This window comes from Sphaerimonospora sp. CA-214678, assembly GCF_050942215.1.
GTDB lineage: Bacteria > Actinomycetota > Actinomycetes > Streptosporangiales > Streptosporangiaceae > Sphaerimonospora.
Genome location: NZ_CP192056.1, coordinates 2,929,132 through 2,955,743, shown reverse-complemented (window position 1 = coordinate 2,955,743; position 26,612 = coordinate 2,929,132). Strand labels below are relative to the sequence as shown.

The following is a 26,612-nucleotide window of genomic DNA, read 5'->3' as shown; positions in this document are numbered from 1 at the left end:
CCCCGTGGCGCATTACTTCGAGGAGAGTCCGGAGGCGGCCGGCCGGCCCGGCGTGGTCACGCTGGTCCTGCCGGATCTTCATCTGCGGCTGGAGACCGACAGCGGGGTGTTCTCACCGGGCCGGGTCGATCCCGGCACCCGGGTGCTGCTGGAGACGGTGCCGCCACCGCCGGAGGAGGGCGACCTGCTCGATCTGGGCTGCGGCTACGGCCCGATCGCGCTCACCATGGCCTCGCGTGCGCCGCGGGCGACCGTGTGGGCCGTCGACGTGAACCGCCGGTCGGTCGACCTGTGTGCGCGCAACGCCCACGGCGCCGGCCTTGACAAAGTAAGGTCGGTGCACGTGGACGAGGTGCCCGACGACGTCCGGTTCCGCGCCATCTGGTCCAACCCGGCGATCCGGATCGGCAAGCAGGCCCTGCGGGAGATGCTCACCCGGTGGCTGGACCGGCTCACCCCCGACGGCGCCGCCTTCCTCGTCGTGCAGAAGCATCTGGGCTCCGACTCGCTGCAGCGGTGGCTGAACGACCAGGGCTGGCCGGCCGTACGGCTGGCCTCCCGCTCCGCCTACCGCGTGCTGCGGGCCGGCGCCCGGCCGGTGGAGGGCCGATGACCGGCGAACCGACCGCCGGCGGGACGGGCGCCGGCAGGCAGACCGCCGGGCGCAGGCAGCTCAGGCCGACCGACGTGAAACGGCTCAACCGCACCTGGCGGCGCGGCACACAGAGCCGGCTCGCACTGATCCTGGAGTCGGTCACCGGGCCGTTCAACATCGGATCGATCTTCCGTACGGCCGCCGCCTTCGGCGTGGAGACGATCTGGCTGGCGGGCAACGCCACCCCGCCCACCAATCCCAAGGCGCAGAAGACCGCCCTCGGCACCGACCGGCTGGTCGAGTGGCACAGGGCGGTCCCTGTCGTGGAGGCCGCCGGCGCCGCCAGGGAGCGGGGCTACCGGATCGTCGCCGTGGAGCTGACCGGCGACGCCGTACCGCTGCCGCAGGCCGCGCTGGACGGCGATGTGTGCCTGCTGCTGGGCGGGGAGGACCACGGCTGCTCCCCCGCGGCGCTGGAGGCGGCCGACGCGGTGGTCTACATCCCCCAGGTGGGCCGGGTCGGGTCGGTCAACGTGTCCATCGCGGCGGGGATCGTGATGGCGGAGGCCCGCCGGCAGGAGTGGGCCACGCCGTCCGCGCCCCCCTCAACGGCTTCCGGGGCCCCCTCATGATGCGGGGCTTCGGCTTCCTCGACCACCCCGGGCCGCTGGCGTTCGCGCACCGCGGCGGCGCCGCCGAGGGCCACGAGAACACGATGCCGGCCTTCGCCAGGGCGGTCGAACTCGGCTACACCTACCTGGAGACCGACGCCCACGCGACCGCCGACGGGGTGCTGGTGGCGTTCCACGACCACACCCTGGACCGGGTCACCGACCGCAGGGGACGGATCTCCGCGCTGCCCTACCGGGAGGTGCGCCGGGCGCGCATCGCCGGCCGGGAGGAGATCCCGCTGATCGAGGACCTCCTCGGCACCTGGCCTGACGTGCGGTTCAACATCGACGTCAAGGAGAGCCCGGCCATCCTTCCGCTGGCCCGGGCCATCCGGCGCACCCGCGCCTACGACCGGGTGTGCCTGACGTCGTTCTCCGACGTTCGGCTGGCCCAGGCGCGCCGGGCGATCGGCCGGGAGGTGTGCTCCTCGCTGGGCCCGCGCGGCATCGCCGCGCTGCGCGCGGCGTCCGTCGGCAACGGTTACGGCCGGCTGCTCGCCCGGCTCGCCCAGGCGGGTGTGCCGTGCGCACAGGTTCCGGTCGGGCTGTTCGGGCTCCGTTTCATCACCCGCCCCCTGGTCCGTACGGCCCACGCCATCGGCATGCAGGTGCACGTGTGGACCGTGAACGACCCCGTCGTCATGGAGCGGCTGCTCGACCTCGGGGTCGACGGGGTGATGACCGACAACATCACGGGCCTGCGCGAGGTGCTGAAGTCGCGCGGCCAGTGGCACCTCGACGGCGACCGTCCCGGCCGCTGACCGGTATCGCCGGCGGCATCTCGGGCCCCGCGCCGGTCGCGGCGGCCTCGGGGGGTGGCGCCGCGGCGCGTCGAGCATCGAGATGTAGACCGCCGGCGGCCCGGGGCAGCGACTCCGCCTACGTCAGCCGGACCCGGCCGTCCACCACGGCCGGGGATTCGCGCACGGCGCGCTCCACGACGGCGGGAATGGTCAGTGCGTCCATCTGCTTCGTCGGCCCCTCTCGTTTCGACGGCCGTGTTCCAGCGCGAGGCCTCCTTAGCAGAATGTTCATCCGGCCGGTTGGTACCTCTTCTCCGATATCGACGCCAGGATGTTTCGCAGCCGGTCGATTTCGACGCGCTGGTCGGAGTCGACGTGTGAGGCGAACCGGCGGATCTCCGGCTGCTCGCCGCCCTTGCCGGCGAGCAGCCGCTCCACCATGCGCAGCGCGCCGGTGTGGTGATAGATCATGTACGTGCAGAAGAGCCGGTCGAACTCCGCGCCCCTGGCCCGCTCCAGCTCGGCGAACTGTGCCTCGGTGAGCATCCCCGGCATGGAGCCGCCGCCGTGGTGACCGTGACCGGCCCGGCCCACGCTCGGCACCTCCTTCAGCCGCGCACGCAGCCAGCCCTGCATCAGCCCGATCTCGCTCCGCTGCGAGATCTCGATCCGCTCGGCGAGAATCGCGAGCTCCCCGCTCGTGCCGCGGCCCGCGACCAGGGCGGTCATCCGCAGCGCCTGGGCGTGGTGTTCGATCATCCCCTGCATGAAGCGCACATCGGCCTCGGTGTACCTCGCGCCGCCGGTGTCGGGCAGCCGGTCGGCCGGCAGCACCCGGCCCGCCTGTCCCGGCGCCCCCGGCTGGACGACCGGCTCCCCCGAGGAGGCCGAGGAGGCCGGGCAGGCGGACAGGGTGGCGCAGGCGACGAGCACGACGGCGGTCAGGCCTGACCGCCGGGCCGTCCGGGTACGGCGTGCCGTCCTCGCGGGTGGCCCGGCCGTCGCCGTCTTCGGCATGGTCTCCCCCTGTCCGCTGCGGATCGGTCAGATCAGGTTGTCCTCGACCGTGAGCCCGAACTCGCCCCTGCCGTACATGGCGAGTGCGCGTTCGACGTCGTTGGCCACGTGGAGGCTGCCCGCGTGGGCGTCGCGCCAGGCCCGCTCGATGGGGTTGCCGCGGCCGAGCGAGTTGCCGCCCGCCGTCTTGAACAGGATGTCGATCGCCTCCAGCGCCCGTTCCGTGCCGCGGACCTGGTCCCTGCGGGCGCGCAGCCGCAGCTCCATCGGGATCGGCTCGCCCCTGACCGCGCATTCGTACATCTCGCGCACGTTACGGTCCGTCTGCAGGATGGCCGCGTCGATCTCCGAGGCGGCCCGGGCCACCGCGACCTGGGCGAACTGGTCCTCGGCGAACCGGCCGCCGCCGAGGCTGAGCCGCACCCTGTCGCGCATGGCGGCGATGTAGGCGACGTAGCAGCCGGCCACCGCGCCGATCACGGGCGCGGTGATCGCACTGGTGAACAACGTGCCGAACGGCATGCGGTAGAGGGGCCCGGTGTTCACCTCCTGCCCCGGACCGCGCAACCGCGCCTGTTCGCGGTTGCGCATCACACGGTATTCGGGGACGAACACCCGATCGACGATGATGTCGTTGCTGGCCGTCCCGCGTAGTCCGATGACGTCCCAGACGTCTTCGATCCGATAGTCGGTGCGGGGGATCAGGACGGTCATGAAGTCCATCGGCCGGTCCCGCATCAGCGCGCCGAGCAGCGCCCAGGAGGCGTGCTCACAGCCGGAGGAGAACCGCCACCGGCCCGACACCTCGTATCCGCCCTCCACCCGGGTCAGCCGCCCCACCGGAGAGTACGACGAGGAGACGAGCGCGTCCGGGTTCTCCCGCCAGACCTCGTCCTGGGCGGCCTCGGCGAACAGGCCCAGATGCCAGGGGTGCACGCCGAACACGGAGGCCACCCAGCCGGTGGACCCGCACGCGCCGGAGATCTCGCGGATCACCTCGAAGAACGCCACCGGCTCGCTCTCGGCCCCGCCGTACCTCTTGGGCTGCAGCATCCGGAAGAGCCCGGCGTCGGTGAGCTCCTGGATCGTCTCCGCCGGAACCCGCCGGTCGTCGTCGGTCGACCCGGCCCGCTCGGCGATCCCGGGCAGCAGCCCGCGGACGGATTCCAGGACCTCGTTGCTCACCTCATTGCTCATGGCGGGGTTTCTCCGTGTCGCGCTCGTCCGGACAGATGCCGTCCATGATGGTGCGTCACGCCGATGTCCGCGTTTCCGGGTCGTCCCGCCCATGCTTTTCGGGCGTCCCCGGCGCGCGACGACCTCGCCGGGCGCCGGGGCCCGCGCGCGCCCGCGGCTCAGCGGGTCTCGTGCCGCCGCTGGCAGGTGATGCAGTAGCGGGTGAGCGGCCGGATCTTCAACCGGTTGAACGGGATCTCGGTGCCGCAGTCGGCGCACGTGCCGTACGATCCGTCGTCCATCCGCGCCAGGCTCTTGCCGATCTCCGAGATCGCTCGCTCGGTGGTCGCGATCTCCGCGAGCGCGTCCAGGCGCGCCACGGCCTCGCCCCCACCGCCGTCCACCGCGGACCTGAGATCGCGCAGCTGGGTGTTCCGCCGGGAGAGCTGCTCCTCCAGCTCCTCGCGGATGAGCCGCATCTGCACGTCGCTGATCCCGGTGAACTCGTCACTGGTGGTCATGGTCGAAATCCTTTCGGTGAGGGAAGGTCGCGGAGCTCGGTCGTCGAGGTGAGAGATGACCTGCGGCATGGCAGGCCGACCGCACCGGCGGGCGTGGGGGGGCGGGCCGGAACCGGGTGATGGATTCAGTGCCGGACGAGGGCCGTCACGCGCTCATCCGTATGCGATCCCGGCAGGACGCGCACTCCTGCTTGTGCGGGGCGAGCCTGAGCTGGGCGACCGGGATGAAGGCCTCGCACCTCGTGCAGGTGCCGTACAGCCCGCGGTCCATCCGTTCGATGGCCGCCTCGATCTCGGCGATGTCGTCGAGTGCGGCGCCGGGGGCGCCGAGTCGTTCCTCCAGCAGCACGCGGAGTTCCGCGATTTGCACGATATGCCGCTGATAATCCTCCATCAGGCGGCGAGCCGATCCGATCTCTGCCATGATGGCATCACTCCAAAATCAACGAACGCGGCGCGCACTGCTCCGGCTCGCTCCGGAGGGCAGGGAAGCAGGCGCGCGAAAATCCGGCCGGTACGCGTAAACGCCCGACCGGCTGATGCGCCGCGTGTGTCGGGTGTGAGAACGAGTGATCAGATGGTGGGAGGGCTGCGCGAGCCCGCGGTGCGATGCGCCGTCTGCTGCGGGCTGCGTATCGCACCCGGATCCGGCCAGGTCGGGACGCGCAGTGACGCCAGGCTGTCGGCCGCCCCCGTGGTAGCCGGGCCGCGCAGCCGCCAGAACGCCGGCGGGTGCTCGGACGCGAAGGCGGTGGCCGGCGACGTCGACGGCTGCGCCACCCATCCCCCGGGTGCCCACACCTGAGCGGCCCCCGTCAGGCTCCGAGTCTGGTCGTCGTTGTACCAGGCGGGCGACGACGCGACGAGCACCAGGGCGAGCGCGAGCAGGCCCACCGCCATCGAGAAGGCGGTGGACCCGGATCCGCTTCGCCACGAGGTCACCATGATGCCGACCATAACCCAGCCTGCGAAAAAGAGCACCATCGTTATCCCATTCCCGATCCTGGTGGCGGATACCCGGAAGGGATTGCGGATACGGTGACGTGTTGAACGGGAGAGGAGGAATCATGCGGAGCAGACTCGCCGCCGCATTGCTCCTTCTGCTGCCCGTTTTCTTCCTGGCGGCGGGGGCCGCCCAGGCGGACGCGCAGACGGCGGCACACCGGGCGGCGACGGCCTATACCGCGCTGCAGTGGGCCGACGACCATGCCACGATCTCACAGTGGCGGCTGCCCAGGCCAGGGGTGGACCAGCAGCAGCGGGTGCCCCGGCTCCAGTTGCGCTCCGGCACGCATGCCGCACCGGGCGGTCTGGCCGTACTGCCGGCCGTCATGCCGCACCGTCCGGGCCTCGCCACCGGCGAGGACCTGCCGGCGGGCCCCGGCCTGCCGATCCCCGCCGGCGCGTCGAGCGTCCCGGCCAGAGCTCCGCCCTCCACAGCGCAGTGACACGTTTCCCATAAACGACAAGCCTGTGGAGGCTCGAATGTCACGTGCGCCCTTGTGGCGTGCGCTGGCGGCGCTCGCCGTCATCGCGTCCTCGCTGCTGATAGCCCTGACCATGGCCCCCCGCCTCGGTCTGGACCTGCGCGGCGGCACCCAACTCGTCTTCGAGACGAAGGACTCTCCCACGGTCAAGGCGGACTCGGAATCCACCGACCGTGCCCTCGACGTGCTCCGGCGCCGGGCGGACGCCCTCGGAGTCGTCGATCCCACCCTGGTCCGCTCCGGCGAGAAGCGGATCATCGTCGAGCTGCCCGGTGTGCTCGACCCGCGCGAGGCCGCCGACGTCATCGGCAAGACCGCGCAGCTCAACTTCCATTCGGTGCTCGGCATCGCAGAAGCCGACGACAAAGACGCCGTCGCGGACGAGAGCGGTCAGAAGCTGAAGCTCGGCCCGGTGGCCATCAGCGGCGCCGGTGTCACTGACGCCTCAGCGCGCAGCGACCCCCAGATGGGTCCCGGCTGGTTCGTCACCATCGATTTCAAGGAGGCGGGCCCCTGGCGGGAGCTGACCGGGCAGGCGGCCTGTGAGCCGGTCGGCGATCCCAAGCGCCGGGTCGCCATCGTGCTCGACAACGAGGTCATCTCCTCGCCGCAGGTGGACGAGTCGATCGCCTGCAGGGCAGGCATCTCCGGCGGCACCACCCAGATCACCGGTTCGTTCACCGCCGAGGAGGCGCAGAACCTGGCGGTGCTGATCAAGGGTGGTTCGCTGCCCGTGCCGCTGGAGCTGGTCGAGCAGCGCACGGTCGGCCCGACGCTCGGCGCCGACGCCATCGAGGCCAGCGCCAAGGCGGGCATCGTCGGCGTGATCCTGACCGCGGTGTTCATCATCATCATCTACCGCGTGGTCGGCCTAATGGCCGCGCTCGCGCTCGCCTGCTACGGCCTGATCTCATACGCCGGACTGGTGGCGATGGGCGCCACGCTCACATTGCCCGGTCTGGCCGGTTTCGTCCTGGCGATCGGCATGGCGGTGGACGCCAACGTGCTGGTCTTCGAACGGGCCAGGGAGGAGTACGGCGAAGCACCACAAAGGGGACTCAAGGCGTCTCTGGACCGCGGGTTCAAGAACGCCTGGAGCGCGATCGCCGACTCCAACATCACCACCCTGCTCGCCGCCGGGCTGCTGTTCTGGCTGGCCTCCGGGCCGGTCAAGGGCTTCGGTGTGACACTGGCCATCGGTGTGCTCGCCTCGCTGGTCTCGGCCATGCTGATCACCCGGGTGTTCACGCAGCTGGTGATCGGCAGGATCAGCCCGAAGGTGTCGGGCCTCGGCTCGATCGGCCGGGTCAGGTCCTGGCTGACCAAGCGGAACCCGGACCTGATGCGTGGCCGGCGGCTGTGGATGGCCATCTCGGCCGGGCTGCTCGTGGTGGTGGCGGTCGGCCTGTTCAGCCGGGGACTGAACTTCGGTGTGGAGTTCACCGGCGGCCGGATCATGGAGTTCGCCACGACCAAGCCCGTCGACGCCGCCACGGCCAGGCAGGCGGTGGCGGACGCCGGGTTCCCCTCGGCGGTCGTGCAGGAGTCGGACGACGCGATCTCCGTGCGAACCGGGGACATCAGCGCCGACGAGGTGGTCCGCATCGAGCAGGCGCTCGACAAGGAGGTCGGCGACGTCACCAAGCAGCGCGACGAGCTCATCGGCCCCAGCCTCGGCGACGAGCTGCGCCGCAACGCGCTCATCGCGCTCGCCGTCGCGCTCGCCGCGCAGCTCCTCTACCTGGCGATCCGGTTCAGGTGGACGTTCGGCTCCGCCGCCGTGATCGCGCTGTTCGTGGACACCGCCGTCGTCGTCGGCGCTTTCGCCTGGATGGGCAAGCCCATCGACGGCGTCTTCCTGGCCTCCATGCTCACGATCATCGGTTATTCGGTGAACGACAAGGTCGTGCTCTTCGACCGGGTCCGTGAGCTGTGGCCGCTGCAGCGCAAGGATCCGTTCGACCGCGTGGTGAACAGCGCGATCCTGCAGACCGTGCCGCGTACGGTGAACACGGGTCTCGGCGCGCTGTTCATCCTCGCCGCGCTGGCGGTGTTCGGCGGCGACTCGCTGCGGGACTTCGCGATCGCCCTGCTCATCGGCATCGTCGTGGGCACGCTGTCGTCGTCGTTCCTGGCCGGGCCGGCGGCGATCGTGTTGGAGAGGCTCAGCAAGCAGCCGCCGCCCCAGCAGACGACCAAGCGGCGCGCGCCCCGCGTCCGCGAGGGGTCGGGCGCGGTGCTGTAACGGCCGGTCGACATCGGCCCAGCCGAGAAGGACGAGCCCCCGGTGCGTGGTAGAGCGCCGGGGGCTCGTCCATATCCGGGGGACCGCCACCGGATCGGCATGTCACGACCTCGTCTCGTTCGGCTGGGAATCTCGTTTCGCGAGCCCAGCCGTCCGCACCCCCTGCCTTGACCTCGCGGCCCGGTGCCGGGAATGCCCGGTCCGCCGGATGCCTTCCACTCAACGGGATCCGCCCTCCGGCGCGGCCAGCGGCACTTTGTAGGTTCGTCACAGGAGAGCCGCCGCGACGCGGCGGGTGCGATGGCAACGCGAGGTGAACGCATGGCAGTCGAGTCCGCCGAATCCGTGCCGACGTCCGGCCCCGATGACGGGCCGGTCGACGCGGCTCCACCCGCGCCGCCGGAGTTCCGGCGGGCGATGGGGATGTTCGCCAGCGGGGTGACCGTGGTGACCGGCGTAGACGACGGCGAGCCGGTGGGTTTCGCCTGCCAGTCCTTCGCGTCCGTCTCCCTCGAACCGCCGCTGGTGCTGTTCTGCGCCGACCACAACGGCCGCACCTGGCCGCGGATCAGGAGGTCGGGCCGGTTCTGTGTGAACGTTCTGGCCGAAGATCAGGTCGACGTCTGCGACCGGTTCGGCTCCAGTAGGGGGAAGAAGTTCGACGGGCTCGACTGGGACACGTCCCGATGGGGACTGCCCGCCCTGCGGGACGTGCTGCTGCGCGTCCACGCCGACGTGTACGACGTGCACGTGGCCGGAGACCACGATGTGGTCGTCGGCCGGGTCCTGGAGCTGGAGTCGGCCGGCGAGGGACACCCGATGATCTTCTACCGTGGCCGCTTCGGCATCGACGAGCCGCGACCGCGGCTGGTGCCGAACCTGTGGGGCTGGGGCGATCACTGGGGATAGCCCCGGACGCCGGCGCCTTTACGTTGTAGATCTGGATGATCTCGGCTTCCCCCTGTCGTGCGGGTAACTCACGGCCGCATTACAGGGCATGATTTGCCGGACACGAACCACACGTGAGGCGAATCGAGGAGCTGGAGGCACCCGATGCCGCATACTCGCCCGTTGTTGCCGGGTGACCCCGATGAGGTCGGCGGCCACCGACTCGAGGGACGGCTGGGCTCGGGCGGCCAAGGCGTCGTCTATCTGGGCAGGACGGCCGACGGCGCCCCGGTGGCCGTCAAGATCCTGCACCAGGACTGGGCGGCGGAGGAGGACACCCGGCGACGCCTGGCCGGGGAGATCGCAGCGGCCCGGCGGGTGGCGCCGTTCTGCATCGCACAGGTGATCGACGCCGACGTGACCGGCCCTCGGCCGTACATCGTGAGCGAGTATGTGGACGGCCCCTCGCTTCAGGAGGCCGCGCCGCGCTCGGGCGGGGCGCTGCACCGGCTCGCGGTGGGAACGGCGACCGCGCTGGCCGCCGTCCACCGGGCGGGAGTCGTCCATCGTGACTTCAAGCCCGCCAACGTGCTGCTCGGCTCCGACGGCCCCCGTGTCGTCGACTTCGGCATCGCCCGCCGCCTCGATGCGAGCACGACGAGCGGCGACGTCGTCGGCACGATCCCCTTCATGGCCCCCGAGCAGATCGCCGGCGAGCCCGCCGGTCCCGCGAGCGACGTGTTCTCCTGGGGCTGCGTCATGGTCTTCGCCGCCACCCGCAGGCCGCCCTTCGGCGAGGACACGGTGCCCGCGGTGCTGAACCGCGTCCTCCATCGGGAGCCCGACCTCGGCGACCTGGCGGAACCGCTACGCGGAATCGTCGCCGACGCGCTGCGCAAGGATCCGGCCGGCCGCCCGACGATGTTCGACATCACCATGCGCCTGCTCTCCGTGGCCGGCGAGGATCCGGTTCCCGGCTCGCCGTACGGCACGGCACTGCCCCCCGGCACGACGCCGGGGGAGACACGGCCCGCCGCTCCCACCGTTCCCTCGCCCGGCGGCCACGTCACCCTCCCCCGGCCGTACGGCACCGGCGGCCGCCGCCGGAGGTTGCTCATGGGCGCGGCCAGCGGCGTGCTCGCGCTGGCCGCGACGGCGGGCGCGCTGCTGGCCCGGAGCGTCGAAGCCGGGAACTCGCCCGCGCCCTCCGAGTCCGGATCGGGGCAGGGCGTCACCGCCGCCGACACGCCCGCGCCCCCGCCCTCCCCCGCCGTCTCCCCCTCCCCCACGGCATCGCCGTCCGCCACCGCGTCGCCCACCGTCCTCGCCCAGGGCACAGAGCCGGCCACCGAGAACACCGATCCCCCGGTGGAGACCACCCGACGTCCGAAGCCGGCCTCCTTTCCCGCCGGCTTCGCCGGAACGTGGCGCGGCCCGGTGGACTACGATCCCGGCGCGGAGGACCGGCTGGTCGTGACCATCACGAAGGGCGGCACGACCATCACAGAACGATTCCTCGACTACCGCTGCACCGGCACCTCGGCGATCAAGGAGGTCAGCGGTACGGTCGTCCGGCTGAAACGCACCGGCATGCGCGGCAACTGCGTGCACAACGGAGAGATCCATCTGACCCTGAACCCGGACGGCACGCTGTCCTTCGAGTACGCGGGCCGCGGCGAGAACGAGTACACGAAGAACGTGAAGTTCTTCATGCACGCCACGCTCCACCGGGATCCGTGACGCCGGTTTCCCGATCGGCCGGACGACCCGGACGCGAGTGTGCTGCACTGGTGAGAAACGATCGACGGAGGGTTGACGGTTCATGACAGCGCGCAACGCGCACGGGCGGACGATGGCGGCCCTGATCGCGCTCTGCCTGCTCGTGTCCGCCTGCGGTGCGGCGGAGAAGACCCCCGATGCGGAGCGACCGCCGGGCACGACGGCGACCGCCGTCCCCACCGACGGCCCGGCCCACGCGCCCTCCGGCAGCCCGGCCGCCCCCGACACGGGCGACGCCACCGGGCCGAGCCCCTCCCCCACGGGCGACGGGTCCCTGGTGGCCGGACGCTACCAGCCGCTGTGGCCGTTCGCCGATCGGGCGCAGGCGGACGCCTGGGTGCGCTCCTACCGCTCCGGGGGCCACCAGCCCTGGCATCTCGACGCGGACCAGACCGCGCTGAGCTTCACCCAGGGCTACCTGGGGTTCAAGGAGATCGACCAGGTGATCAGCCGCACGATCGAGGGCGAACACGCGCGCGTGACGGTCGGATTCCACGCCGAGGAGGGCGGACGCGCGCTGACCGCCGCCGTGCTCCACCTGGTGAAGTTCGGCGACGGGACCGACGCGCCGTGGGAGGTCGTGGGCACCGACGACACCACGCTGTCCCTCACCACCCCGGCGTACGGCGCCCGCGTGTCGTCACCGGTGAAGGTCGGCGGACGCGTCACCGGCGTGGACGAGAGCATCCGCGTCCAGGCCCGCGGGCCGGGAAGCGACCGGGTGCTCGGCGAATCCCGGCCGGTGCAGGCGGGCGGCACCGACCAGTCGTGGTCGGCCACCGTCGCCCTACGCGAGGACTCCGGGCAGGCGGTCACCCTCGTCGCCAGCACCGGCGGTCACATCGCCGAGGTCGAACGGTTCGCCGTGACCGGCATCCGGGTCACCCCCGGCGGGTGACGACGGCCGCGAGCGCCGCTTTGAGGGTGGCCGTGAGGATCATGTCGGACCGAGGATCACGGAACGGGTGAGGTTGCGCGGACGGTCCGGGTCGAGACCGCGTGAGCGGGCCAGTTCCACGGCCAGTCGCTGCGCCCGCACCAGGTCGGCGAGCGGGTCGAGTACGGCCACGGTGGTCGCGGCCCCGGTACGGACCACCTGGTCGAGCAGCCCGTCGGCACCGCCGAAGAACCAGACCAGGCAGCCCTCGCCGGCGATGCTGATCGGACCATGGCGATATTCCATGGCGGGATAGGACTCCGACCAGGCCAGCGCGGCCTCGCGCAGCTTGAGCGCGGCCTCGGCCGCGACGCCGTTGCTCCAGCCGCCGCCGAGGAAGGTGAACTGGCGGCGGGAGAGGGCCTGGTCGGGCAGGTCGGCCGCGAGCGCCCGCTCGGCCTGGTCTGGCAGGTCGGCGGGGGCCTCGCCGAGGTGGGCGCGGAGCATGGCCAGGCAGCTCGTCGCGAAGCGGGTCTGCACCACCGAGCGCTCGTCGGCGAAGTCCAACGTGATCAGGGTGCCGGCCAGGTCGGCGACGGGGGTGACGGGATCCGCCGTGATCGCGACCGTGGGTCTTGCGTCGTCCACGGCGCCGAGCGCGTCGAGGATCTCGGTGGTGGTGCCGGAGCGGGTGATCGCCACGACCCGGTCGTAACGGCGGGCGGGCAGCTCGGAGGCGGCCCAGGCGTCGGTCTCGCCCTGCCCCGCGCCCTCGCGCAGCGCGGCGTACGCCTGGGCCATGTGGAGCGAGGTCCCGCAGCCGATCACCGCAACGCGCTCACCGGGCAGGGGCAGCCCCTCGGGGGCGCCCGCCCCGAGATCCAGCGCCCTGCGCCAGCACTCGGGCTGGCTGGCGATCTCCTCCTGGACATATGTCAACAGACGCCTCCTTGGTGCGCGTTCCTGCTCACAAGATGCCACTGGCCGTCAAATATGCGCAAGAGTGGGGGTTGGCTACGCTTTGGGGGGCGAACCGCTGAGAGGAACCCATGACGAGCCACGAACGGTGGAACGCGCTGCTCGCGATCCTCGCGAGGGACGGCAAGATCGAGGTCGAGCCCGTCGCAGCGGAGCTGGGCGTGTCGGCCGCCACCATCAGGCGCGACCTCGGCCACCTGAGCCGCCAGCAGATGCTCACCCGCACGCGCGGTGGCGCGGTGGTCAACGCGATCTCCTATGACCTGCCGCTGCAGTACAAGGCGGCACGCAACGCCCCGGAGAAGCACCGGATCGCGGCGGCCGCCGCGGCGATCGTCCCGCCGGGCTCCGTCGTCGGACTGAACGGCGGGACCACCACCACCGAGGTCGCCAGGATCCTCGCGAGCCGCGCCGACCCCGGCCCGCCCAGCGGGGAGCCCGGACTCACCGTGGTGACGAACGCGCTCAACATCGCGAACGAGCTCGTCGTGCGGGGGCACGTCAAGCTGGTGGTCACGGGAGGGGTCGCACTGCCCGCCTCATACGAGCTGATCGGCCCGCTGGCCGACGGCGTGCTGCAGGGGATCGCGCTCGACTACGCGATCCTCGGTGTGGACGCGCTCGACCCGGAACGCGGGGCGTTCGCGCATCACGAGGGCGAGGCCGGCATCAACCGGCTGATGGCGGCCCAGGCCAGGCACGTCATCGTCGTGACCGACTCCACCAAGCTGGGCACGCGGGCGTTCGCCCGGATCTGCTCGTGCGACGCGATCGGCACCCTGGTCACCGACCGCGGCGCCGCCCCGGGGATCGTCAGGGCGTTCACCCAGGCGGGCGTGGACGTCGTCGAGGCCTGACGCTCCGCGCGTCCGGATCACCCGTGGGAGCGGAGCAGCCGGTCGATCTCCGGCCGGTGCGGCATCGAGGTGCTCGCGCCCCGGCGTCCCACCGACAGCGCGGCGGCGGATGTGGCGAACCGCAGCGCGGACTCCGGCTCCCGTCCCTCCGCCCGGGCGACGGCCAGCGTCCCGGCGAAGGTGTCCCCCGCGGCCGTGGTGTCCACCACCGGCACCGGCGGCGCGGGCACCCGCAGCCGCAGCCCGTCGCGGGAGCCGTACAGGACGCCCCGAGCTCCCAGAGTGATCGCCACCTCGGGCACCCGCTCCAGCAGGGCGGCCAGCGCGCTTTCCGGGTCGGCGGCTCCGGTGAGCGCGACGGCCTCGTGCTCGTTGGGGACGATCAGGTCGACCGCGTCGAGCAGGTCGTCCGGCAGTTCCCGAGCGGGCGCCGGGGTGAGCACGACGGGGACCCGCGCGGCCCGGGCCGCCGCCGTCACCGCCTCCAGCGGCAGTTCGAGCTGCAGCAGCAGCGCGTCGGAGCGGGCGATGACCGCCAGGTCGGCCGGGTCCGGACCGGTCACCGTGCCGTTCGCGCCGGGCACCACGATGATCGAGTTGCCGCCCGCGTCGTCCACCACGATGTGCGCGATGCCGGACGGCCCGGGGACGGTGCGCAGCCGCGCCACATCGACCCCGGCATCGGTCAGCGCCCGCCGCAGTTCGGGGCCGAACGCGTCGTCTCCGACCGCGCCGAGGAACGCCACGCGGGCGCCGGCCCGGGCCGCGGCGATCGCCTGGTTGGCCCCCTTCCCGCCGGGAACCGAGCGGAAGGCCCGCCCTGTCACGGTCTCTCCGCGCCGGGGCGCCACCGGCACGTACGCCACCAGGTCCATGTTGGCGCTGCCGAACACCGAGATCATGCCTGCTCCTCCGCTCGTATCAGCCCGACGGCGCGACCGTGCGCCGGGCGGGCCGGTCCCGGCCCGATGCCGTCGAACCCGGCCAGGCCGCCGGCCGGCTCCGCCGCGTCGTCCATCGGCGGGGGACGCCGCCGTTCAGCGCCCGCGATCCGGTCCTATCATCTCGGCGGTCCCGGCGATCAAGCCGCTGTCCGGCCGATGGGGTGAAGTCTCCGTAGTGATCGGAGACCGGGGTGTGGACGATCTCCCTCCCGACCCGGCCGGTTCGTCGGAGCCGTTCGCCTTGGGACCGGGCGCGACGACGAGGCGCCCGGCCGAGGCCGTCGCCACGTCCCACGCGCAGCCACGCGGCCGACACACGCGCCGAAATCATGCGAACCAGGTGGTTCTGCGCGGCGACCAGCAGATCCTCACCCGGTGCGGCGCACTCCGGTTCCGGCGAAGATCCCGGCTCCGCCCGGCTGGTATAGACCGGGAGTCCGATACCGACATCCTCTCGTTGCAGATCCGATATTCTCCGGTATAGACCAGTCGGTTACCTCGTGTTTACCCTGGCTTTCGACAGCGCGGATCAGAGGTCTGGCGGCCATCTGCCCTCGATCCGGTACAGACCAGTCGATTTCGAGGTGGTTATCAGATGAGCAAGAGGATCGCCGGCACGGCCGCGATCGGCCTGGCGGCCGTACTGGCCCTGTCCGCCTGCGGGTCGGGAAGTGACGGTGGCGGCGGTGACAAGGCCGCAGGCGGCCCGGTCACCCTCAAGATGGTCGCGGCCGACTACGGCGACGGCCCGACGGCCGAGAACAGCGGGGACAGGTTCTGGAAGAGCGTCGTCGGCGAGTTCCAGGCCGCCAACCCCGGCATCGAGGTCGACGTCCAGGTCATCAACTGGAACGACATCGACAAGCAGGTCGCCACGATGGTGCAGAACGGCCAGGTGCCGGACATCCTGCAGACGGGCGACTACTCCGGCTTCGTGCAGGACGGGCTGCTCCACAAGGTCGACGAGGTGCTCTCCCCGAACACCCGGTCCGACCTGCTGGAGAAGTTCGCCGAGTTCGGCAAGGTGGACGGCACGGCGTACGGCATCCCGTTCGTCTCCTCGGCCCGGGCGCTGTTCTACAACAAGGACCTGTTCGAGAAGGCCGGGATCGCCGAGCCGCCCAAGACCTGGGACGAGCTCAAGACCGACGCGGAGAAGCTCAAGAACGCGGGGGTCTCCCAGCCGTTCGGCCTGCCGCTCGGCCAGGAGGAGGCACAGGCCGAGTCGTTCCTGTGGTTCATGGGCAACGGCGGCGGCTACAAGGACGCATCGGGCAAATGGGCGATCGACTCGCCGCAGAACGTCGAGACGTTCGCGTTCATCAAGGAACTGCACGACGCGGGCCTGACCACGCCGAACCCCGGCACCAAGGACCGCAAGACGGTCTGGGAGGACTTCGCGGCAGGCAAGGTCGGCATGGTCAACGGCGGCCCCATGTCCATCCCGATCTTCGAGAGCGGCGGCCTCACCGGCTACGGGGTGACGGCCATCCCCGGTAAGAACGGCCCGCTGGACACCACCCTCGGCGTCGAGGACTGGATCATGGCCTTCAACAAGAACGGCCACCAGGAGCAGATCAGGAAATTCTTCGACTTCTTCTACTCCTCCTCGGCCGCGCAGAAGATCAGCGACACCTACAAGCTCCTGCCGGTGACGAAGTCGGGCATCGAGAAGCTCTCCGCGGACGAAAAGCTCAAGCCGTTCCTCGACGCCCTGCCGAACGCCACGTTCTACCCGTTCACCGACCCCAAGTGGTCCGAGGTGAACACCGCGATCAAGCAGACGATCGGCAGCGCCGTCAGCGGCGACCCCGCCGAGGTGCTGGGCGAGATCCAGAAGATCGCCGAGGGCAGCTGACCCGCCGGTACGGCTCGCGCCGGGGGCCAGATCCCGGAAAGGCGCGGGCCGTGCCTCTTTCTTCCCGAAAGCAGGAAGCAGGAATCAATGCAGCAGATGCCCGCCGTCAAACGGGTGGCCCGCAGGCTGGAACCCCTCGCCTGGGTCGGCCCGGCGATGGCACTGATCGCCGTCGTGGTCGTCTGGCCGGTCATCGAGATGATCCGGTCGTCGTTCCTGAAGATCAGCCGGTTCGGCGTCGTGCAGGGCTACAACGGCACCGGCAACTACGCCAAGCTGTTCGACGAGGCCGACTTCGGCGGGGTGATGATCCGCAGCGTGATCTGGGTGGTGGCCGTGGTCGCTCTCACCGTCCTGATCTCGCTCGGCCTCGCCCAGGTGTTCCACCAGCGCTTCCCCGGCCGCCGGGTCACGCGCTGGGCCCTGATCGCGCCGTGGGCCGCGTCGGTGGTCATGACGTCGATCATGTTCAAGTGGATGCTCGACCCCGAGGTCGGCCTGATCAACATGATCCGCCGGGACCTCGGTCTGATCGACGCGCTCGGCGGGGCCGAGGCCGACCCGCTCGGCGCGGCCTCGACCGCGATGCCGTGGCTGATCGCGGTGGCCGTGTTCGTCTCGGTGCCGTTCACGACGTACGCGCTGCTCGCCGGGCTGGCGACGATCCCCGCCGAGGTGTACGAGGCGGCCGAGGCGGACGGTGCGAGCAGGTGGCGCACCTACTGGTCGGTCACCCTGCCGCTGCTGCGGCCGGCGCTGACCGTGGCGGCCCTCATCAACGTGATGAACGTCTTCAACAACTTCCCGATCATCTGGGTGATGACGCACGGCCAGCCGGGCTATTCGACCGCCACGTCCACGATCTTCATGTTCATCCTCAAGGGCTCCGACATCGGTGAGTCCGCCGCGATGTCCGTGATCAACTTCGGCATGGTGATCGTGCTCGTGGCGATCTTCCTGAAGGTCGCCGGCTGGAAGACAGAGGCGCCCCGATGACCTCTCACAAGGCCCCTCGGCTCCGGCCAGGTCCGGCGCCCCTCAAGAAGACGCTGACCGCGGCCGGCGCGTACGTAATCGCGATCATCTTCATCTTCCCCTATCTGCAGATGATCATCGCCGCGCTGCGGCCCAGGGAGGAGCAGCGCGAGGCCGTCTATCTGCCGAGCTCGTTCCACTGGAGCGCCTTCGTCGAGTTCTGGTCCGGCGGTCTGGCCGGCAACCTGCTGGTCACCCTGGAGGTGGCGGCCGGCTCGACGATCCTGGTGCTGCTGGTCGCCCTGCCCGCCGCCTACTACTCGGCCAGGCACGACTTCCGCGGCCGCATGGTGTTCCTGTTCCTGGTGCTGATCACCCAGATGTTCCAGCCCACCGCGATGCTGGTCGGCATCTACCGGGAGTTCGCCCAGTTCGGGATGGTCGACTCGGTCTGGTCCCTGATCCTCGTCAACGGCGGCTTCAACCTGGCCTTCGCCGTGTGGATCCTGCACGCCTACTTCGCCTCGATCCCGCGCGAGCTGGAGGAGGCCGCCGCCATGGACGGCTCCGGCAGGTTCGGCGTCCTGTTCCGGATCACGCTGCCGCTCGCGATGCCGGGCGTCGTCACGGCGCTGATCTTCACGTTCATCGCGGCCTGGAACGAGTTCGTGGTCGCCCTGACCCTGACCACCACGCCGGAGAACCAGCCGCTGACCGTGGCGCTCAACTCCTACATCGGCCAGTACCAGGTCGACTGGCAGAGCCTGTTCGCCGGCTCGGTGATCGCCACGATCCCGGTCATCGTCCTCTTCGCGCTGATCGAACGGAAGGTCGTCTCCGGACTCACCGCCGGATCCATCAAATAGCGGCGGTGCCCGTGCTCGTACGGCGCAGCGCCCTACCGGGCAGCGCGCCGGTGTGGCGGCCGTCCCTGATGACCGGGACGCCGCCCACGAGCACGTGGGAGACGCCCTCCGCCTGCCGGCGGGGATCGTCGAACGTCGCGGTGTCGCGCACCGACTCCGGGTCGAACAGCACCAGGTCGGCGTGGTAGCCGACCCGGACCAGCCCCCGGTCCCGCAGGCCGAGCCGCCGGGCCGGGCGTCCGGTGAGGTGCGCGACGCACTCGGGGAGGGTGAGCACGCCCAGCTCCCTGACGTACCTGGCGAGGTAGCGGGGGAAGGCGCCCCACGCCCGGGGATGCGGTCTGGCCCCCGCCAGCAGCCCGTCGCTGCCGCCGGTGTGCGCGGGATGCCGCATGATCGTCTGAACGTTCTCCTCGTCGCCGGCGAACTGCACGATCGTGATCCCGAGCTCGTCGTCGAGCAGCAGGCGGCGGAAGTCCTCGAAGCCGGTCACGCGCGTGCCCACCCGGCCGGCCGACGCCGCCGAGCGGGTGCCGGAGATCAGCAGCGTGTCCCACTCGACCGGCACCCCGTGGCAGCCGTCGGAGCCCTCGGCCTCCATGACGTGCCGGATGCGCGCGCAGGCCGCCGGATCGCGCAGCCGCTCCAACGTGGCGCCGGGCCCGCCCGCCGACGCCCAGCTCGGCAGCAGCGCGGCCAGCGTGGTCGAGGCGGGCAGGTACGGATAGCTGTCCAGCGTGATGTCGCAGCCGCCCGCGATGGCGTCGTCGAGCAGGCCGAGCAGCTCCCCCGCCCGTCCCTTGTTGACCTTGAAGTTCATCGTCGCGTGGGCCAGATGCAGCGGGCAGCCGGAGCGGCGCGACACCTCGATCATCTCCGCGTACGCCTCCAGCGCGCCCCTGCCGTACGACCTGTGGTGCGTCGCGTGGAACCCGCCGTAGGCGGCGACCACCCCGCACAGCTCGGCCAGCTCGCCGGTTCCCGCGTACATGCCGGGGGTGTAGGTGAGGCCGGTGGACATGCCGACGGCGCCGTCCGCCATGGCCTGCGCGATCACCTGTTTCTGCCCGGCCAGCTCGGCGTCCGTCGCCGGCCGGTCCTCCCAGCCCACGACCAGCGCCCGCACCGTGCCCTGGGGGACGAGATAGCAGGCGTTCACCGCGATGCCCTCGTCCAGGCGGTCGAGGTACTCCCCCACCGTCCGCCAGCTCCAGTCGAAGCCACCGGGATCGCCGTTCCACCCGGCGAGCTGCCGGCGCAGCGGCCCGAGCGTCGTCTCGTCCGCCGGGGCGTACGACAGCCCGTCCTGGCCGAGCACCTCGCAGGTCACGCCCTGGCTCACCTTGGCGAGGTGGTCGGGCTCGGTCAGCAGCGCCAGGTCGGAGTGCGCGTGCATGTCGATGAAGCCCGGCGCGAGAACCAGCCCGGCCGCGTCGATCACCGCCCCGCCGCCCGCGGTGGCGCCGATCTCGCCGATGCGGCCGTCCCGTACGGCCACGTCGGCGACGTACGGCTCGGCCCCGGTCCCGTCGACGACGGTGGCGTTCTTGAAGATCATCCCAGACCCGTCGGATCAAGTGCCCGCCGCGCGGCACGGCGTCCCGCACGAGGTTACCGAAGACACGGGATCGGCGCGCTCTGCGCCGTGGCCGGCTGACGCGTACGGCACCGCCCACGCTGTTGACAATCCCTGGACAACGGTAATGACAGGTCTTTACTGTTAGGAAACTTTCTTTTATATTTGCTCCACCCCCCAGCGGAAGGAGCAACACATGCGAAGGACGTTGACCTTCGTGTCGACGGCGACCCTCGCGATCGGAGCCGGCGTGTTCGTCGCCTCCCCCGCGATGGCACACGGCTACGTGTCGTCGCCGCTCAGCAGGCAGGCGCAGTGCGCCCAGGGCATCGTGCAGGACTGCGGTGCCATCGTCTGGGAGCCGCAGAGCGTCGAGGGTCCGAAGGGCCAGCTGAACTGCCACGCCGGCGACTCACGGTGGGCCCCGCTCAACGACGACGGCAAGGCCTGGCGCCCCACGAGTGTGGGCGGCTCGGTGAGCTTCACCTGGACGTTCACCGCTCGCCACGCCACGAGCACGTGGGACTACTACATCGGCGGCAACAAGATCGCGTCGTTCAGCGGCGGCGGCAGGCAGCCGGGCGCGACGGTCACGCACAACGTGAACCTCGGCGGCTACAGCGGCCGCCAGAAGGTCATCGCCGTCTGGAACATCGCCGACACGCCCAACGCGTTCTACTCCTGCGTCGACCTGCAGATAGGCGGGGGCGGCGGCACCCCCACCCCGACCCCCACGCCGACCCCGACCCCCACCCCGAGGCCCACGCCGACCCCGACGCCGAGCCAGCCGGCGCCGAGCGGGAGCTGGGCCGCCGGCACCGCCTACGCGGTGGGCGACCAGGTCACCTACGGCGGATCCACCTACCGATGCCTGCAGGCGCACACCGCGCTCGCCGGCTGGGAGCCGCCGAACGTCCCGGCCCTGTGGCAGCGGGTCTGATCTGATGGACCGTCCCCGGCCGGTCCGGCCGGGGCGGACGACGGGGCGTGGCGCGCGGTCAGGCCGCCGCCTCGCCCTCTGTCCTGTCGTGCCGTTCCAGGCCGTCCTGCGCCCAGTCGAGCAGGGCGCGGGCGGTCTGGAAGCGCCGGTTCGACTGCCGCTCCCCGAGGATGACGCCGATCAGCCGGTGGCCGTCGCGGTCTGCGGCGAAGGTCAGACAGTGGCCCGCCGCCCGGGTGAACCCGGTCTTCAGCCCGATCACGCCCCGCCCGCCGGTCAGTCTGTTGGTGTTGGTCCAGGTGTAGGAGCGGTGATCGGCGGTCCTGGGGACATGATGGCGCCGAGCCGAGGTGATCTCCACCAGCCGCGGATCGCGCAGCGCGATCTCGGCGAGCCGCGCCTGATCCCGGGCGGTGGACACGCCGCCCTGCCCGTGCGGTGTGGGCAGCCCGTCGGCGTTGAGATATTCCGTGTCCCGCAGCCCGAGCGCCCGGGCGGTGGCGTTCATCTTCGCCGTGAAGCCCTCGATGCCGGGGCCGTAGGTGCGGGCGAGCGCGTGGGCCGCATCGGCGCCCGAGGGAAGCATCAGCGCGTACAGCAGGTCTTCGACGGTGAGCCGGTCGCCCAGGCGCAGCCATGCCTTCGAGGCCCCGTAGTCCCGTCCGTACCGGACGTCCTCACCCTTGACTCTGATCTTGTCCGCCAGATTCGCCTCCTGGAGCACGATGTAGGCGGTCATCACCTTGGTCAGGCTGGCCACCGGCATCCGCCGTCCGGCGTTGGCGTCGAGCAGGACCTCACCCGTCGTGGCGTCGGCCAGAAAGGCGGCACGCCCGTAGACGGCCGGCGGATCGTAGGCGGCCGCCGCGTCGTGTGCGACGGCCACGGTCCGGGACGGTGCCGAGGAGTGCGCGACCACGGGCTGGGCATGTGCGGGGGTCGCGACACCGGTGATCCCGGTGATTACCGCAAACACCCCGGCACATAGGGCAAAACCAACTTTTCCACCACGCATGACAGACAGATTGCCATGCAGTGAAAGCACTTTTAACGGAATGAACCGTTGTGAAGGGTAAAAAAATCTAAACGGTCCTTCCAACACAATGGAAGGAATTCCCCGATGTCCCCGTGGCCACTCCTCCTTCACCCGACGCGTGACGCCCGGCCCGTCTCCTCACGTCGATTCCGTACGGCGCGACCGGGCCGGGGCGCCACCTGTGATCGCCTGCCCGCTCCCGCCGTGCGGCCGCCGCGAGGGTGGCCTCCGGTCGCGCCTTCGAATCCGCCGTCTCTCGACGGCCGGCGGGAAGGCCGTCCACCCGCCCTCGATGTACGGCTGGCGGTGCGTTGACGCCCCATGGGGGTGATGGCACCCCCCGCGCGTGATCTTGTAGTTGCTCGCAGACATACCACCTGGCCTGGGCGCTCACCTCTCGTGATCTTGCAGAAGTTCGCAGCCATGGCCGCTGACCAGCGGTTCATTCGTTCGTGATCTTGCACTTGGCAGTGCAAGATCACGAATGGCGTCGTCGCAGATAGACCGGGTGGCGTGCGAGCTTCTGCAAGATCACGAAAAGGATATGACCATGTCAGGGGCCACCCCTGCGAGCAACTACAAGATCACGCGGGGGTCGGGTCGCGGGCGCGTCGTGAGGTTCCTCAGACGCCACCCCCGAGGCCCTCGGCGGCGGGCGCGCTCACTCCGGCGTCCGCGTCCACTCCGACCCCCGCGTCCGCCGTGACACCCGCATCCACCACGGCACTCGCGTCCACCGTGGCACCGACCACGGCGTCCGCGTCGACGCCGGCCGCGCCGGCGACATCGAGCCCCAGGCCGAGCGCGGCGTCCACATCGAGAACGAGGCCGACGCCGAGACCGACGCCCGCCCCGACTCCGAGACCGACCGTCGCGTCCGCCGGTCGAGCGACCGCGGCACAGGCCGGCGCGGCGACGGCCAATCCGGCGGCCGTCAGCAGGGCCAAGGACAGCATTCGATACGTGCGCATCGGCATTTCCCCCGTTTCGTCACTGTAGGTACTCCTTGACTACTCTCCGTATCCGTATGGCGATGTAGTCAAACCCAACAATCACAGAAGCCACAAAATGGCGAAAATAGCCTCAAAGGGACGGGTGATTCCCGTGGATTGGTCCGATTGCTCATTCTTTTTCCATTGGCCGTCCCACCGGACGAGGGACGTTCCTTGAATCCTCTTGACACACCGCACAACCCCACGCGACCCGGGGCGCACAAGGGGCTTCCGTGCCTCTCGGCGGCACGGCATGTCGCGGCGGACGTTGGTGTACGTTCGAGGTGCCCGCGGGACGATTTTCCAGGCCGCAGGGCGGGGGGCGTCACGGGGCGAGGTGGGTTGGTTGAACGACGAGCTCGTGAACGGGGAACATCGGGTGGCCGGCGTCGCCGCGGACCTCGACATGCTGTTCGGTGAGGTCGAGGCGCTGCGCGAGCTGGCCGGCGACCCGCAGGCGTCGGCGGACCAGGCGCGGGTCTACGACTTCAGCATCCGGTGGGGGACGTTGCTCGCGGGCCGGCTCCCGCGCCTGGAGCACTACTACCGGAACGGCGGTCTCACACCGGACGAGCGGGCACGCTACGACGCGCTGCGCGTCGCCCTGCGGGAGGCGTTGCCGATGGTGGAACGGCTGGGCATCGCGCGTCCGTCCATCCCGCTCGGCGGCGCGGACGACCGGTGAGGCGGACGCGCGCCTTCACGGGTCACGGGAACAGGAACTCGGAGCCGCGCACCGTGATCCCGTTGTACGGGTCAGGGCACGCGGAATCGGCGCAGGTGAGCGCGACCATGTAGGCGTCCAGCGGCTCGCTTCGGAACAGGAAGCCCAGATAGAGGGCGTCGCCGACGCGGAAGCCCCCGGAGCCGCAGCCGGTGCAGGTCTTCCGGTCCCGGTGGATCCGCTCACGGACCCGTTCCCGCTGCGCCTCGGTCAGTGTGATGAGCTCGGGACGGCGTACGGCCTCGACGCCGCCCTCCATCAGATCTCCGCGTCCCATCAGATCTCCACGTCCTTGTCGAAATAGGCGTTGTCCTCGCGCCATCCGCCCATCCCCATCCCGATCCTCGAGTAGTCGGCGACGAACTCGATCTGCTCGATCCACTTGGCCATCTTGAAGCCGACCTGGGTCTCCAGCCGCAGCCGCAGCGGGGCGCCGTGCTTGATCGGCAGCGGCTCGCCGTTCATCTCGTAGGCGAGCAGGACCTGGGGGTAGTACGCCAGTTCCAGGTCGATGACCTCGTAGAACTGCCCGCCCCCGACGCCCGGTGCGCTCGGTTCGTCCCGGCGGTTCTCCTGCATGGTCAGGAAGCAGATGTAGCGCGCCTCCGGCAGCGGCCTGACCAGCTCCACCAGGTCGCGCAGCGGCAGGCCGCCCCACTTGCCGACGCTCGACCAGCCCTGCACGCAGTTGTGCAGCACGCACTGGGTCTGCTTGCCGCGCAGCGCCCGGATGTCCGCCAGCGTGAGCGTGACCGGGTTCTCCACCAGCCCGCCGACCCGCAACTCCCAGTTGGCGAAGTCGTGCACTGCCATGATCTTGTACGCATCGCAGTCGGGCGGCTTGCCGTTCACCCGGTGCTGCGGGCTGATGGCGGAGGCCGGGTAGTCCTGCCGGGACCGGCACGGACGCAGCAGCAGCCGCTTGACCACGCCGTTGAACGCGCCGAGCCTGCGCTGCACGGAACGCGGCCTGCGCAGGCTCCACACGGTGACGGCCACGTGCACCGCCACGATCGCCGCGATGATGGCCAGGGACAGCCAGAACGCGAGCGTCAGGTTCCGAGCCGCCCCGAAGATCATGAGGGCGTTGAGGCGCGGCCAGCCCCAGAACGCGACCATCATCAGGTGCCCGGCCGTGAACACGACGAACGCGAGCAGGCCGAGGTAATGCAGACTGCGCGCGGCCTGCCGGCCGCCCCACATCTGCACGAACCATGGGAAACGCGCCTCCAGCGCCGGTGCCTGCGCGAGCCCGGTCAGGATCTGGAACGGGGCGAGCACGAAGATCACCCCGGCGTACGTCAGTTTCTGCAGCGCGTCGAACGGCTGGCCCGGCATCATCGGCGGCAGTTGGAAGCTGTCGTAGGTGACCAGGTCGTGCCAGGCCGCCGGGAAGATGTCCCAGGAGGTGGGCAGGTAGCGGCGCCACTGGCCGGTGACGAACAGCAGGGTCACGTACGAGATGCCGAGCAGGAGCCAGCCGACCACGGTGAAGAAGTGCCAGTGCCGGCCTATCCCGATCTTCTTGTGGCCGGGCAGCGACACGATCGACGAGTAGTCCTCCTCCTCGTCCAATGTGTCGTACAGCTTGTCCTTCGGCATCGTCTTGCGGGTGAACCTCGCCCACTCGGTGCCCGGCCTGCTGTGATCATGCCAGTAGAGCTTCGGGTGGGTGCCGAGGATCTCGATCCCGCTGCGGATGAGCAGGGTGACGAAGAGCACGTTCAGCCAGTGTTCGATCCGCAGCCATGCCGGAAAGTCGTTGTGCATCGCGGTGGTCCCCCGTCAGATCTGTCTGGATCGGCCGCATGCCGTCAGTCATGCCAGCACCGTGTCCGCGGGTATGCGACGTTCATCCCTGTGACGACCGAGAAGTGCAGGGCCAGGAACAGCAGGCCGACCGCCAGGGTCAGGTTGCCGAGGGGGTAGTGCCATCGGCCGACCATCTGCGGCAGGCCGGGCAGCCCCACGGCGCGGCCGGCGAAGTACATGGCGATCGACGCCAGCGAGACCGCGCTGCCCAGGGCCCACCCCGACCGTGTCAGCTTCGGAACGGTCCCCACCGACATCGCGAACGCGGCCAGCAGCGAGCCGACGATCATCAGCAGGAACCAGACGACGACGTAGGCCGGGACGTCGAAGTGCCGGATCAGCAGGAACATCTGGGCCACCGCCGTGGCCCCGAGCAGCGCCATCCCCCCGGCGGTCGTCGTCTTCGGCGCGTTGAACGCGAAGTACCGGTAGAACGAGACGAGCCTGCCCAGTCCCGTCCGGTGGAGCAGTCCCCTCCGGCGGATCGGTTCAGTGGTCACCGCGCACGCTCCTACGACCCGCGCCGCGCGCGAACAGCCGTCCTGGTCCGCGCAGCAGCATGCGCTCCAGCCGGTGGCGGGCCCGCAGCGCCCTCGACGACCGCAGCCGCTCCAGACGCTGTTGCAGCCTCTCGCCGAGCTCGACGAGCCGTTCCTCGTCCATCTGCCGCTCGACCTCGGGGAACATCTCCAGTTCCTCGTCCAGATGGGCGTGGGCCTCCAGCACGTCGCGCATCACCCGCAGCTCCTCCTCGAACCGGACGCCGCCGGGGTCGGCGCGCAGCAGCGCGACGAGCTGGTCGGTCATCTGGCGGTGCTCCGACCACGCGGCGTCGAGCTCGGTGTGGATGTCGCCGATCTCCGGATAGAAGATGTCCTCCTCGATTCGCTCGTGCATCTGCACCTCGCCGTACAGCTCGTCGGTCAGCGCCCGCCGCTGCTCGACGTCGTCGCGTGAGGTGCGCGAGAGCCGTTCCATGATTCCGCGCAGGACGCCGTGATGCTCGCAGAGCACCCGCGTCGCCGTCTTCGGCGGAGTGGCCACCCGATGGTGGC

The 26,612-nt window shown here is 70.6% G+C and carries 28 protein-coding genes; 14 read left to right on the top strand and 14 right to left on the bottom strand.

Annotation, left to right across the window (positions count from 1 at the left end; all coding sequences use genetic code 11):
• Positions 1–4: 4 nt before the first annotated feature.
• The 3 genes from ACQP1K_RS13285 to ACQP1K_RS13275 are packed head-to-tail and all read left to right on the top strand — an operon-like array spanning position 5 to position 2,027.
• Positions 5–613 carry a class I SAM-dependent methyltransferase gene (locus ACQP1K_RS13285; protein ID WP_433501192.1) on the top strand — a complete coding sequence of 203 codons (609 nt, stop codon included), beginning with the start codon at positions 5–7 and terminating at the stop codon, positions 611–613.
• The gene (locus tag ACQP1K_RS13280; RefSeq protein ID WP_433501191.1) at positions 610–1,227 is read left to right on the top strand and encodes a TrmH family RNA methyltransferase; all 618 of its coding nucleotides are present in this window, start codon (positions 610–612) and stop codon (positions 1,225–1,227) included. Before ACQP1K_RS13285 ends, ACQP1K_RS13280 begins: the two co-directional genes overlap by 4 nt.
• Positions 1,224–2,027 carry a glycerophosphodiester phosphodiesterase gene (locus ACQP1K_RS13275; protein ID WP_433501190.1) on the top strand — a complete coding sequence of 268 codons (804 nt, stop codon included), beginning with the start codon at positions 1,224–1,226 and terminating at the stop codon, positions 2,025–2,027. The genes ACQP1K_RS13280 and ACQP1K_RS13275 overlap by 4 nt, the downstream gene beginning before the upstream one ends.
• Before the next feature lie 270 nt (positions 2,028–2,297).
• Here the strand turns inward: ACQP1K_RS13275 and ACQP1K_RS13270 are convergent, their stop codons facing one another.
• From ACQP1K_RS13270 to ACQP1K_RS13250, 5 genes are all read right to left on the bottom strand, one after another.
• Complete coding sequence (locus tag ACQP1K_RS13270) at positions 2,298–3,026, bottom strand: DUF305 domain-containing protein (protein ID WP_433501189.1); 729 nt, start codon at positions 3,024–3,026, stop codon at positions 2,298–2,300.
• A 27-nt stretch (positions 3,027–3,053) separates the two neighbouring features.
• On the bottom strand, positions 3,054–4,223 hold the full coding sequence (gene hsaA / locus ACQP1K_RS13265; protein WP_433501188.1) for a 3-hydroxy-9,10-secoandrosta-1,3,5(10)-triene-9,17-dione monooxygenase oxygenase subunit: 1,170 nt from the start codon (positions 4,221–4,223) through the stop codon (positions 3,054–3,056).
• A gap of 158 nt (positions 4,224–4,381) precedes the next feature.
• Positions 4,382–4,723 (bottom strand): TraR/DksA family transcriptional regulator, encoded by a 342-nt coding sequence (locus ACQP1K_RS13260; RefSeq protein WP_433501187.1) that lies wholly within the window; start codon positions 4,721–4,723, stop codon positions 4,382–4,384.
• A 145-nt stretch (positions 4,724–4,868) separates the two neighbouring features.
• Positions 4,869–5,147, bottom strand: coding sequence for a hypothetical protein (locus ACQP1K_RS13255; RefSeq protein ID WP_433501186.1), 279 nt, complete (start codon positions 5,145–5,147; stop codon positions 4,869–4,871).
• Between the two features lie 149 nt (positions 5,148–5,296).
• On the bottom strand, positions 5,297–5,668 hold the full coding sequence (locus tag ACQP1K_RS13250; protein ID WP_433501185.1) for a hypothetical protein: 372 nt from the start codon (positions 5,666–5,668) through the stop codon (positions 5,297–5,299).
• A 122-nt stretch (positions 5,669–5,790) separates the two neighbouring features.
• Here ACQP1K_RS13250 and ACQP1K_RS13245 point away from each other — a divergent pair, with 122 nt between their 5' ends.
• From ACQP1K_RS13245 to ACQP1K_RS13225, 5 genes are all read left to right on the top strand, one after another.
• Complete coding sequence (locus ACQP1K_RS13245) at positions 5,791–6,171, top strand: hypothetical protein (protein WP_433501184.1); 381 nt, start codon at positions 5,791–5,793, stop codon at positions 6,169–6,171.
• Positions 6,172–6,208: 37 nt separating this feature from the next.
• Positions 6,209–8,455, top strand: a complete 2,247-nt coding sequence (gene secD, locus ACQP1K_RS13240; RefSeq protein ID WP_433501183.1) for a protein translocase subunit SecD — start codon at positions 6,209–6,211, stop codon at positions 8,453–8,455.
• Positions 8,456–8,776: 321 nt separating this feature from the next.
• The gene (locus tag ACQP1K_RS13235; RefSeq protein WP_433501182.1) at positions 8,777–9,364 is read left to right on the top strand and encodes a flavin reductase family protein; all 588 of its coding nucleotides are present in this window, start codon (positions 8,777–8,779) and stop codon (positions 9,362–9,364) included.
• Positions 9,365–9,526: 162 nt separating this feature from the next.
• A complete protein-coding gene (locus ACQP1K_RS13230; protein WP_433501181.1) occupies positions 9,527–11,083 on the top strand; it encodes a serine/threonine protein kinase in 1,557 nt (518 codons plus the stop codon).
• An 82-nt stretch (positions 11,084–11,165) separates the two neighbouring features.
• A complete protein-coding gene (locus ACQP1K_RS13225; RefSeq protein ID WP_433501180.1) occupies positions 11,166–12,020 on the top strand; it encodes a hypothetical protein in 855 nt (284 codons plus the stop codon).
• A gap of 39 nt (positions 12,021–12,059) precedes the next feature.
• Here ACQP1K_RS13225 and ACQP1K_RS13220 read toward each other — a convergent pair whose 3' ends face one another.
• On the bottom strand, positions 12,060–12,938 hold the full coding sequence (locus tag ACQP1K_RS13220; protein ID WP_433501179.1) for an SIS domain-containing protein: 879 nt from the start codon (positions 12,936–12,938) through the stop codon (positions 12,060–12,062).
• A gap of 110 nt (positions 12,939–13,048) precedes the next feature.
• On the opposite strand from ACQP1K_RS13220, the gene ACQP1K_RS13215 reads away from it, so the two are divergent.
• Positions 13,049–13,834, top strand: a complete 786-nt coding sequence (locus tag ACQP1K_RS13215) for a DeoR/GlpR family DNA-binding transcription regulator (protein ID WP_433501178.1) — start codon at positions 13,049–13,051, stop codon at positions 13,832–13,834.
• Between the two features lie 17 nt (positions 13,835–13,851).
• Here the strand turns inward: ACQP1K_RS13215 and ACQP1K_RS13210 are convergent, their stop codons facing one another.
• Entirely contained in the window at positions 13,852–14,736 is an 885-nt protein-coding gene (locus ACQP1K_RS13210; RefSeq protein ID WP_433501177.1) for a ribokinase, read from the bottom strand.
• A 637-nt stretch (positions 14,737–15,373) separates the two neighbouring features.
• Between ACQP1K_RS13210 and ACQP1K_RS13205 the strand changes: the two genes are divergently transcribed.
• The 3 genes from ACQP1K_RS13205 (at position 15,374) to ACQP1K_RS13195 (ending at position 18,477) form a co-directional block, all read left to right on the top strand.
• A complete protein-coding gene (locus ACQP1K_RS13205; protein ID WP_433501176.1) occupies positions 15,374–16,636 on the top strand; it encodes an extracellular solute-binding protein in 1,263 nt (420 codons plus the stop codon).
• An 87-nt stretch (positions 16,637–16,723) separates the two neighbouring features.
• Positions 16,724–17,632 (top strand): carbohydrate ABC transporter permease, encoded by a 909-nt coding sequence (locus ACQP1K_RS13200; RefSeq protein WP_433501175.1) that lies wholly within the window; start codon positions 16,724–16,726, stop codon positions 17,630–17,632.
• The gene (locus ACQP1K_RS13195) at positions 17,629–18,477 is read left to right on the top strand and encodes a carbohydrate ABC transporter permease (RefSeq protein WP_433501174.1); all 849 of its coding nucleotides are present in this window, start codon (positions 17,629–17,631) and stop codon (positions 18,475–18,477) included. Before ACQP1K_RS13200 ends, ACQP1K_RS13195 begins: the two co-directional genes overlap by 4 nt.
• Here ACQP1K_RS13195 and ACQP1K_RS13190 read toward each other — a convergent pair.
• Positions 18,470–20,035, bottom strand: a complete 1,566-nt coding sequence (locus ACQP1K_RS13190; protein WP_433501173.1) for an N-acyl-D-amino-acid deacylase family protein — start codon at positions 20,033–20,035, stop codon at positions 18,470–18,472. The genes ACQP1K_RS13195 and ACQP1K_RS13190 overlap by 8 nt on opposite strands.
• A gap of 214 nt (positions 20,036–20,249) precedes the next feature.
• On the opposite strand from ACQP1K_RS13190, the gene ACQP1K_RS13185 reads away from it, so the two are divergent.
• Complete coding sequence (locus tag ACQP1K_RS13185; protein ID WP_433501172.1) at positions 20,250–20,993, top strand: lytic polysaccharide monooxygenase; 744 nt, start codon at positions 20,250–20,252, stop codon at positions 20,991–20,993.
• A 58-nt stretch (positions 20,994–21,051) separates the two neighbouring features.
• Here ACQP1K_RS13185 and ACQP1K_RS13180 read toward each other — a convergent pair whose 3' ends face one another.
• Entirely contained in the window at positions 21,052–21,879 is an 828-nt protein-coding gene (locus tag ACQP1K_RS13180) for a D-alanyl-D-alanine carboxypeptidase family protein (protein WP_433501171.1), read from the bottom strand.
• A 773-nt stretch (positions 21,880–22,652) separates the two neighbouring features.
• Positions 22,653–23,000, bottom strand: coding sequence for a hypothetical protein (locus ACQP1K_RS13175; RefSeq protein ID WP_433501170.1), 348 nt, complete (start codon positions 22,998–23,000; stop codon positions 22,653–22,655).
• Positions 23,001–23,367: 367 nt separating this feature from the next.
• Here ACQP1K_RS13175 and ACQP1K_RS13170 point away from each other — a divergent pair, with 367 nt between their 5' ends.
• Positions 23,368–23,706 (top strand): hypothetical protein, encoded by a 339-nt coding sequence (locus ACQP1K_RS13170; RefSeq protein ID WP_433501169.1) that lies wholly within the window; start codon positions 23,368–23,370, stop codon positions 23,704–23,706.
• Positions 23,707–23,728: 22 nt separating this feature from the next.
• On the opposite strand, the gene ACQP1K_RS13165 is transcribed toward ACQP1K_RS13170, so the two are convergent.
• From ACQP1K_RS13165 to ACQP1K_RS13150, 4 genes are read right to left on the bottom strand one after another with little or no spacing between them, the layout of a single operon-like run.
• Complete coding sequence (locus ACQP1K_RS13165; protein ID WP_433501168.1) at positions 23,729–24,022, bottom strand: hypothetical protein; 294 nt, start codon at positions 24,020–24,022, stop codon at positions 23,729–23,731.
• The gene (locus ACQP1K_RS13160; RefSeq protein WP_433501167.1) at positions 24,022–25,515 is read right to left on the bottom strand and encodes a molybdopterin-dependent oxidoreductase; all 1,494 of its coding nucleotides are present in this window, start codon (positions 25,513–25,515) and stop codon (positions 24,022–24,024) included. Before ACQP1K_RS13160 ends, ACQP1K_RS13165 begins: the two co-directional genes overlap by 1 nt.
• 44 nt (positions 25,516–25,559) lie before the next feature.
• Positions 25,560–26,057, bottom strand: a complete 498-nt coding sequence (locus ACQP1K_RS13155; protein WP_433501166.1) for a hypothetical protein — start codon at positions 26,055–26,057, stop codon at positions 25,560–25,562.
• On the bottom strand, positions 26,047–26,601 hold the full coding sequence (locus tag ACQP1K_RS13150) for a hemerythrin domain-containing protein (protein ID WP_433501165.1): 555 nt from the start codon (positions 26,599–26,601) through the stop codon (positions 26,047–26,049). The genes ACQP1K_RS13155 and ACQP1K_RS13150 overlap by 11 nt, the downstream gene beginning before the upstream one ends.
• Positions 26,602–26,612: the final 11 nt, after the last annotated feature.

What these genes read in the sequence shown, in the direction of transcription:
- ACQP1K_RS13280 (WP_433501191.1), top strand. Translation starts at nt 610, where the DNA reads ATGACCGGCGAACCGACCGCCGGCGGGACGGGCGCCGGCAGGCAGACC.
- ACQP1K_RS13160 (WP_433501167.1), bottom strand. Translation starts at nt 25,515, where the DNA reads ATGCACAACGACTTTCCGGCATGGCTGCGGATCGAACACTGGCTGAAC.
- ACQP1K_RS13210 (WP_433501177.1), bottom strand. Translation starts at nt 14,736, where the DNA reads ATGATCTCGGTGTTCGGCAGCGCCAACATGGACCTGGTGGCGTACGTG.
- ACQP1K_RS13255 (WP_433501186.1), bottom strand. Translation starts at nt 5,147, where the DNA reads ATGGCAGAGATCGGATCGGCTCGCCGCCTGATGGAGGATTATCAGCGG.
- ACQP1K_RS13165 (WP_433501168.1), bottom strand. Translation starts at nt 24,022, where the DNA reads ATGGGACGCGGAGATCTGATGGAGGGCGGCGTCGAGGCCGTACGCCGT.
- secD (WP_433501183.1), top strand. Translation starts at nt 6,209, where the DNA reads ATGTCACGTGCGCCCTTGTGGCGTGCGCTGGCGGCGCTCGCCGTCATC.
- ACQP1K_RS13200 (WP_433501175.1), top strand. Translation starts at nt 16,724, where the DNA reads ATGCAGCAGATGCCCGCCGTCAAACGGGTGGCCCGCAGGCTGGAACCC.
- ACQP1K_RS13175 (WP_433501170.1), bottom strand. Translation starts at nt 23,000, where the DNA reads ATGCGCACGTATCGAATGCTGTCCTTGGCCCTGCTGACGGCCGCCGGA.
- hsaA (WP_433501188.1), bottom strand. Translation starts at nt 4,223, where the DNA reads ATGAGCAATGAGGTGAGCAACGAGGTCCTGGAATCCGTCCGCGGGCTG.
- ACQP1K_RS13260 (WP_433501187.1), bottom strand. Translation starts at nt 4,723, where the DNA reads ATGACCACCAGTGACGAGTTCACCGGGATCAGCGACGTGCAGATGCGG.
- ACQP1K_RS13235 (WP_433501182.1), top strand. Translation starts at nt 8,777, where the DNA reads ATGGCAGTCGAGTCCGCCGAATCCGTGCCGACGTCCGGCCCCGATGAC.
- ACQP1K_RS13270 (WP_433501189.1), bottom strand. Translation starts at nt 3,026, where the DNA reads ATGCCGAAGACGGCGACGGCCGGGCCACCCGCGAGGACGGCACGCCGT.
- ACQP1K_RS13225 (WP_433501180.1), top strand. Translation starts at nt 11,166, where the DNA reads ATGACAGCGCGCAACGCGCACGGGCGGACGATGGCGGCCCTGATCGCG.
- ACQP1K_RS13185 (WP_433501172.1), top strand. Translation starts at nt 20,250, where the DNA reads ATGCGAAGGACGTTGACCTTCGTGTCGACGGCGACCCTCGCGATCGGA.
- ACQP1K_RS13275 (WP_433501190.1), top strand. Translation starts at nt 1,224, where the DNA reads ATGATGCGGGGCTTCGGCTTCCTCGACCACCCCGGGCCGCTGGCGTTC.
- ACQP1K_RS13245 (WP_433501184.1), top strand. Translation starts at nt 5,791, where the DNA reads ATGCGGAGCAGACTCGCCGCCGCATTGCTCCTTCTGCTGCCCGTTTTC.
- ACQP1K_RS13250 (WP_433501185.1), bottom strand. Translation starts at nt 5,668, where the DNA reads ATGGTGACCTCGTGGCGAAGCGGATCCGGGTCCACCGCCTTCTCGATG.
- ACQP1K_RS13190 (WP_433501173.1), bottom strand. Translation starts at nt 20,035, where the DNA reads ATGATCTTCAAGAACGCCACCGTCGTCGACGGGACCGGGGCCGAGCCG.
- ACQP1K_RS13195 (WP_433501174.1), top strand. Translation starts at nt 17,629, where the DNA reads ATGACCTCTCACAAGGCCCCTCGGCTCCGGCCAGGTCCGGCGCCCCTC.
- ACQP1K_RS13205 (WP_433501176.1), top strand. Translation starts at nt 15,374, where the DNA reads ATGAGCAAGAGGATCGCCGGCACGGCCGCGATCGGCCTGGCGGCCGTA.
- ACQP1K_RS13215 (WP_433501178.1), top strand. Translation starts at nt 13,049, where the DNA reads ATGACGAGCCACGAACGGTGGAACGCGCTGCTCGCGATCCTCGCGAGG.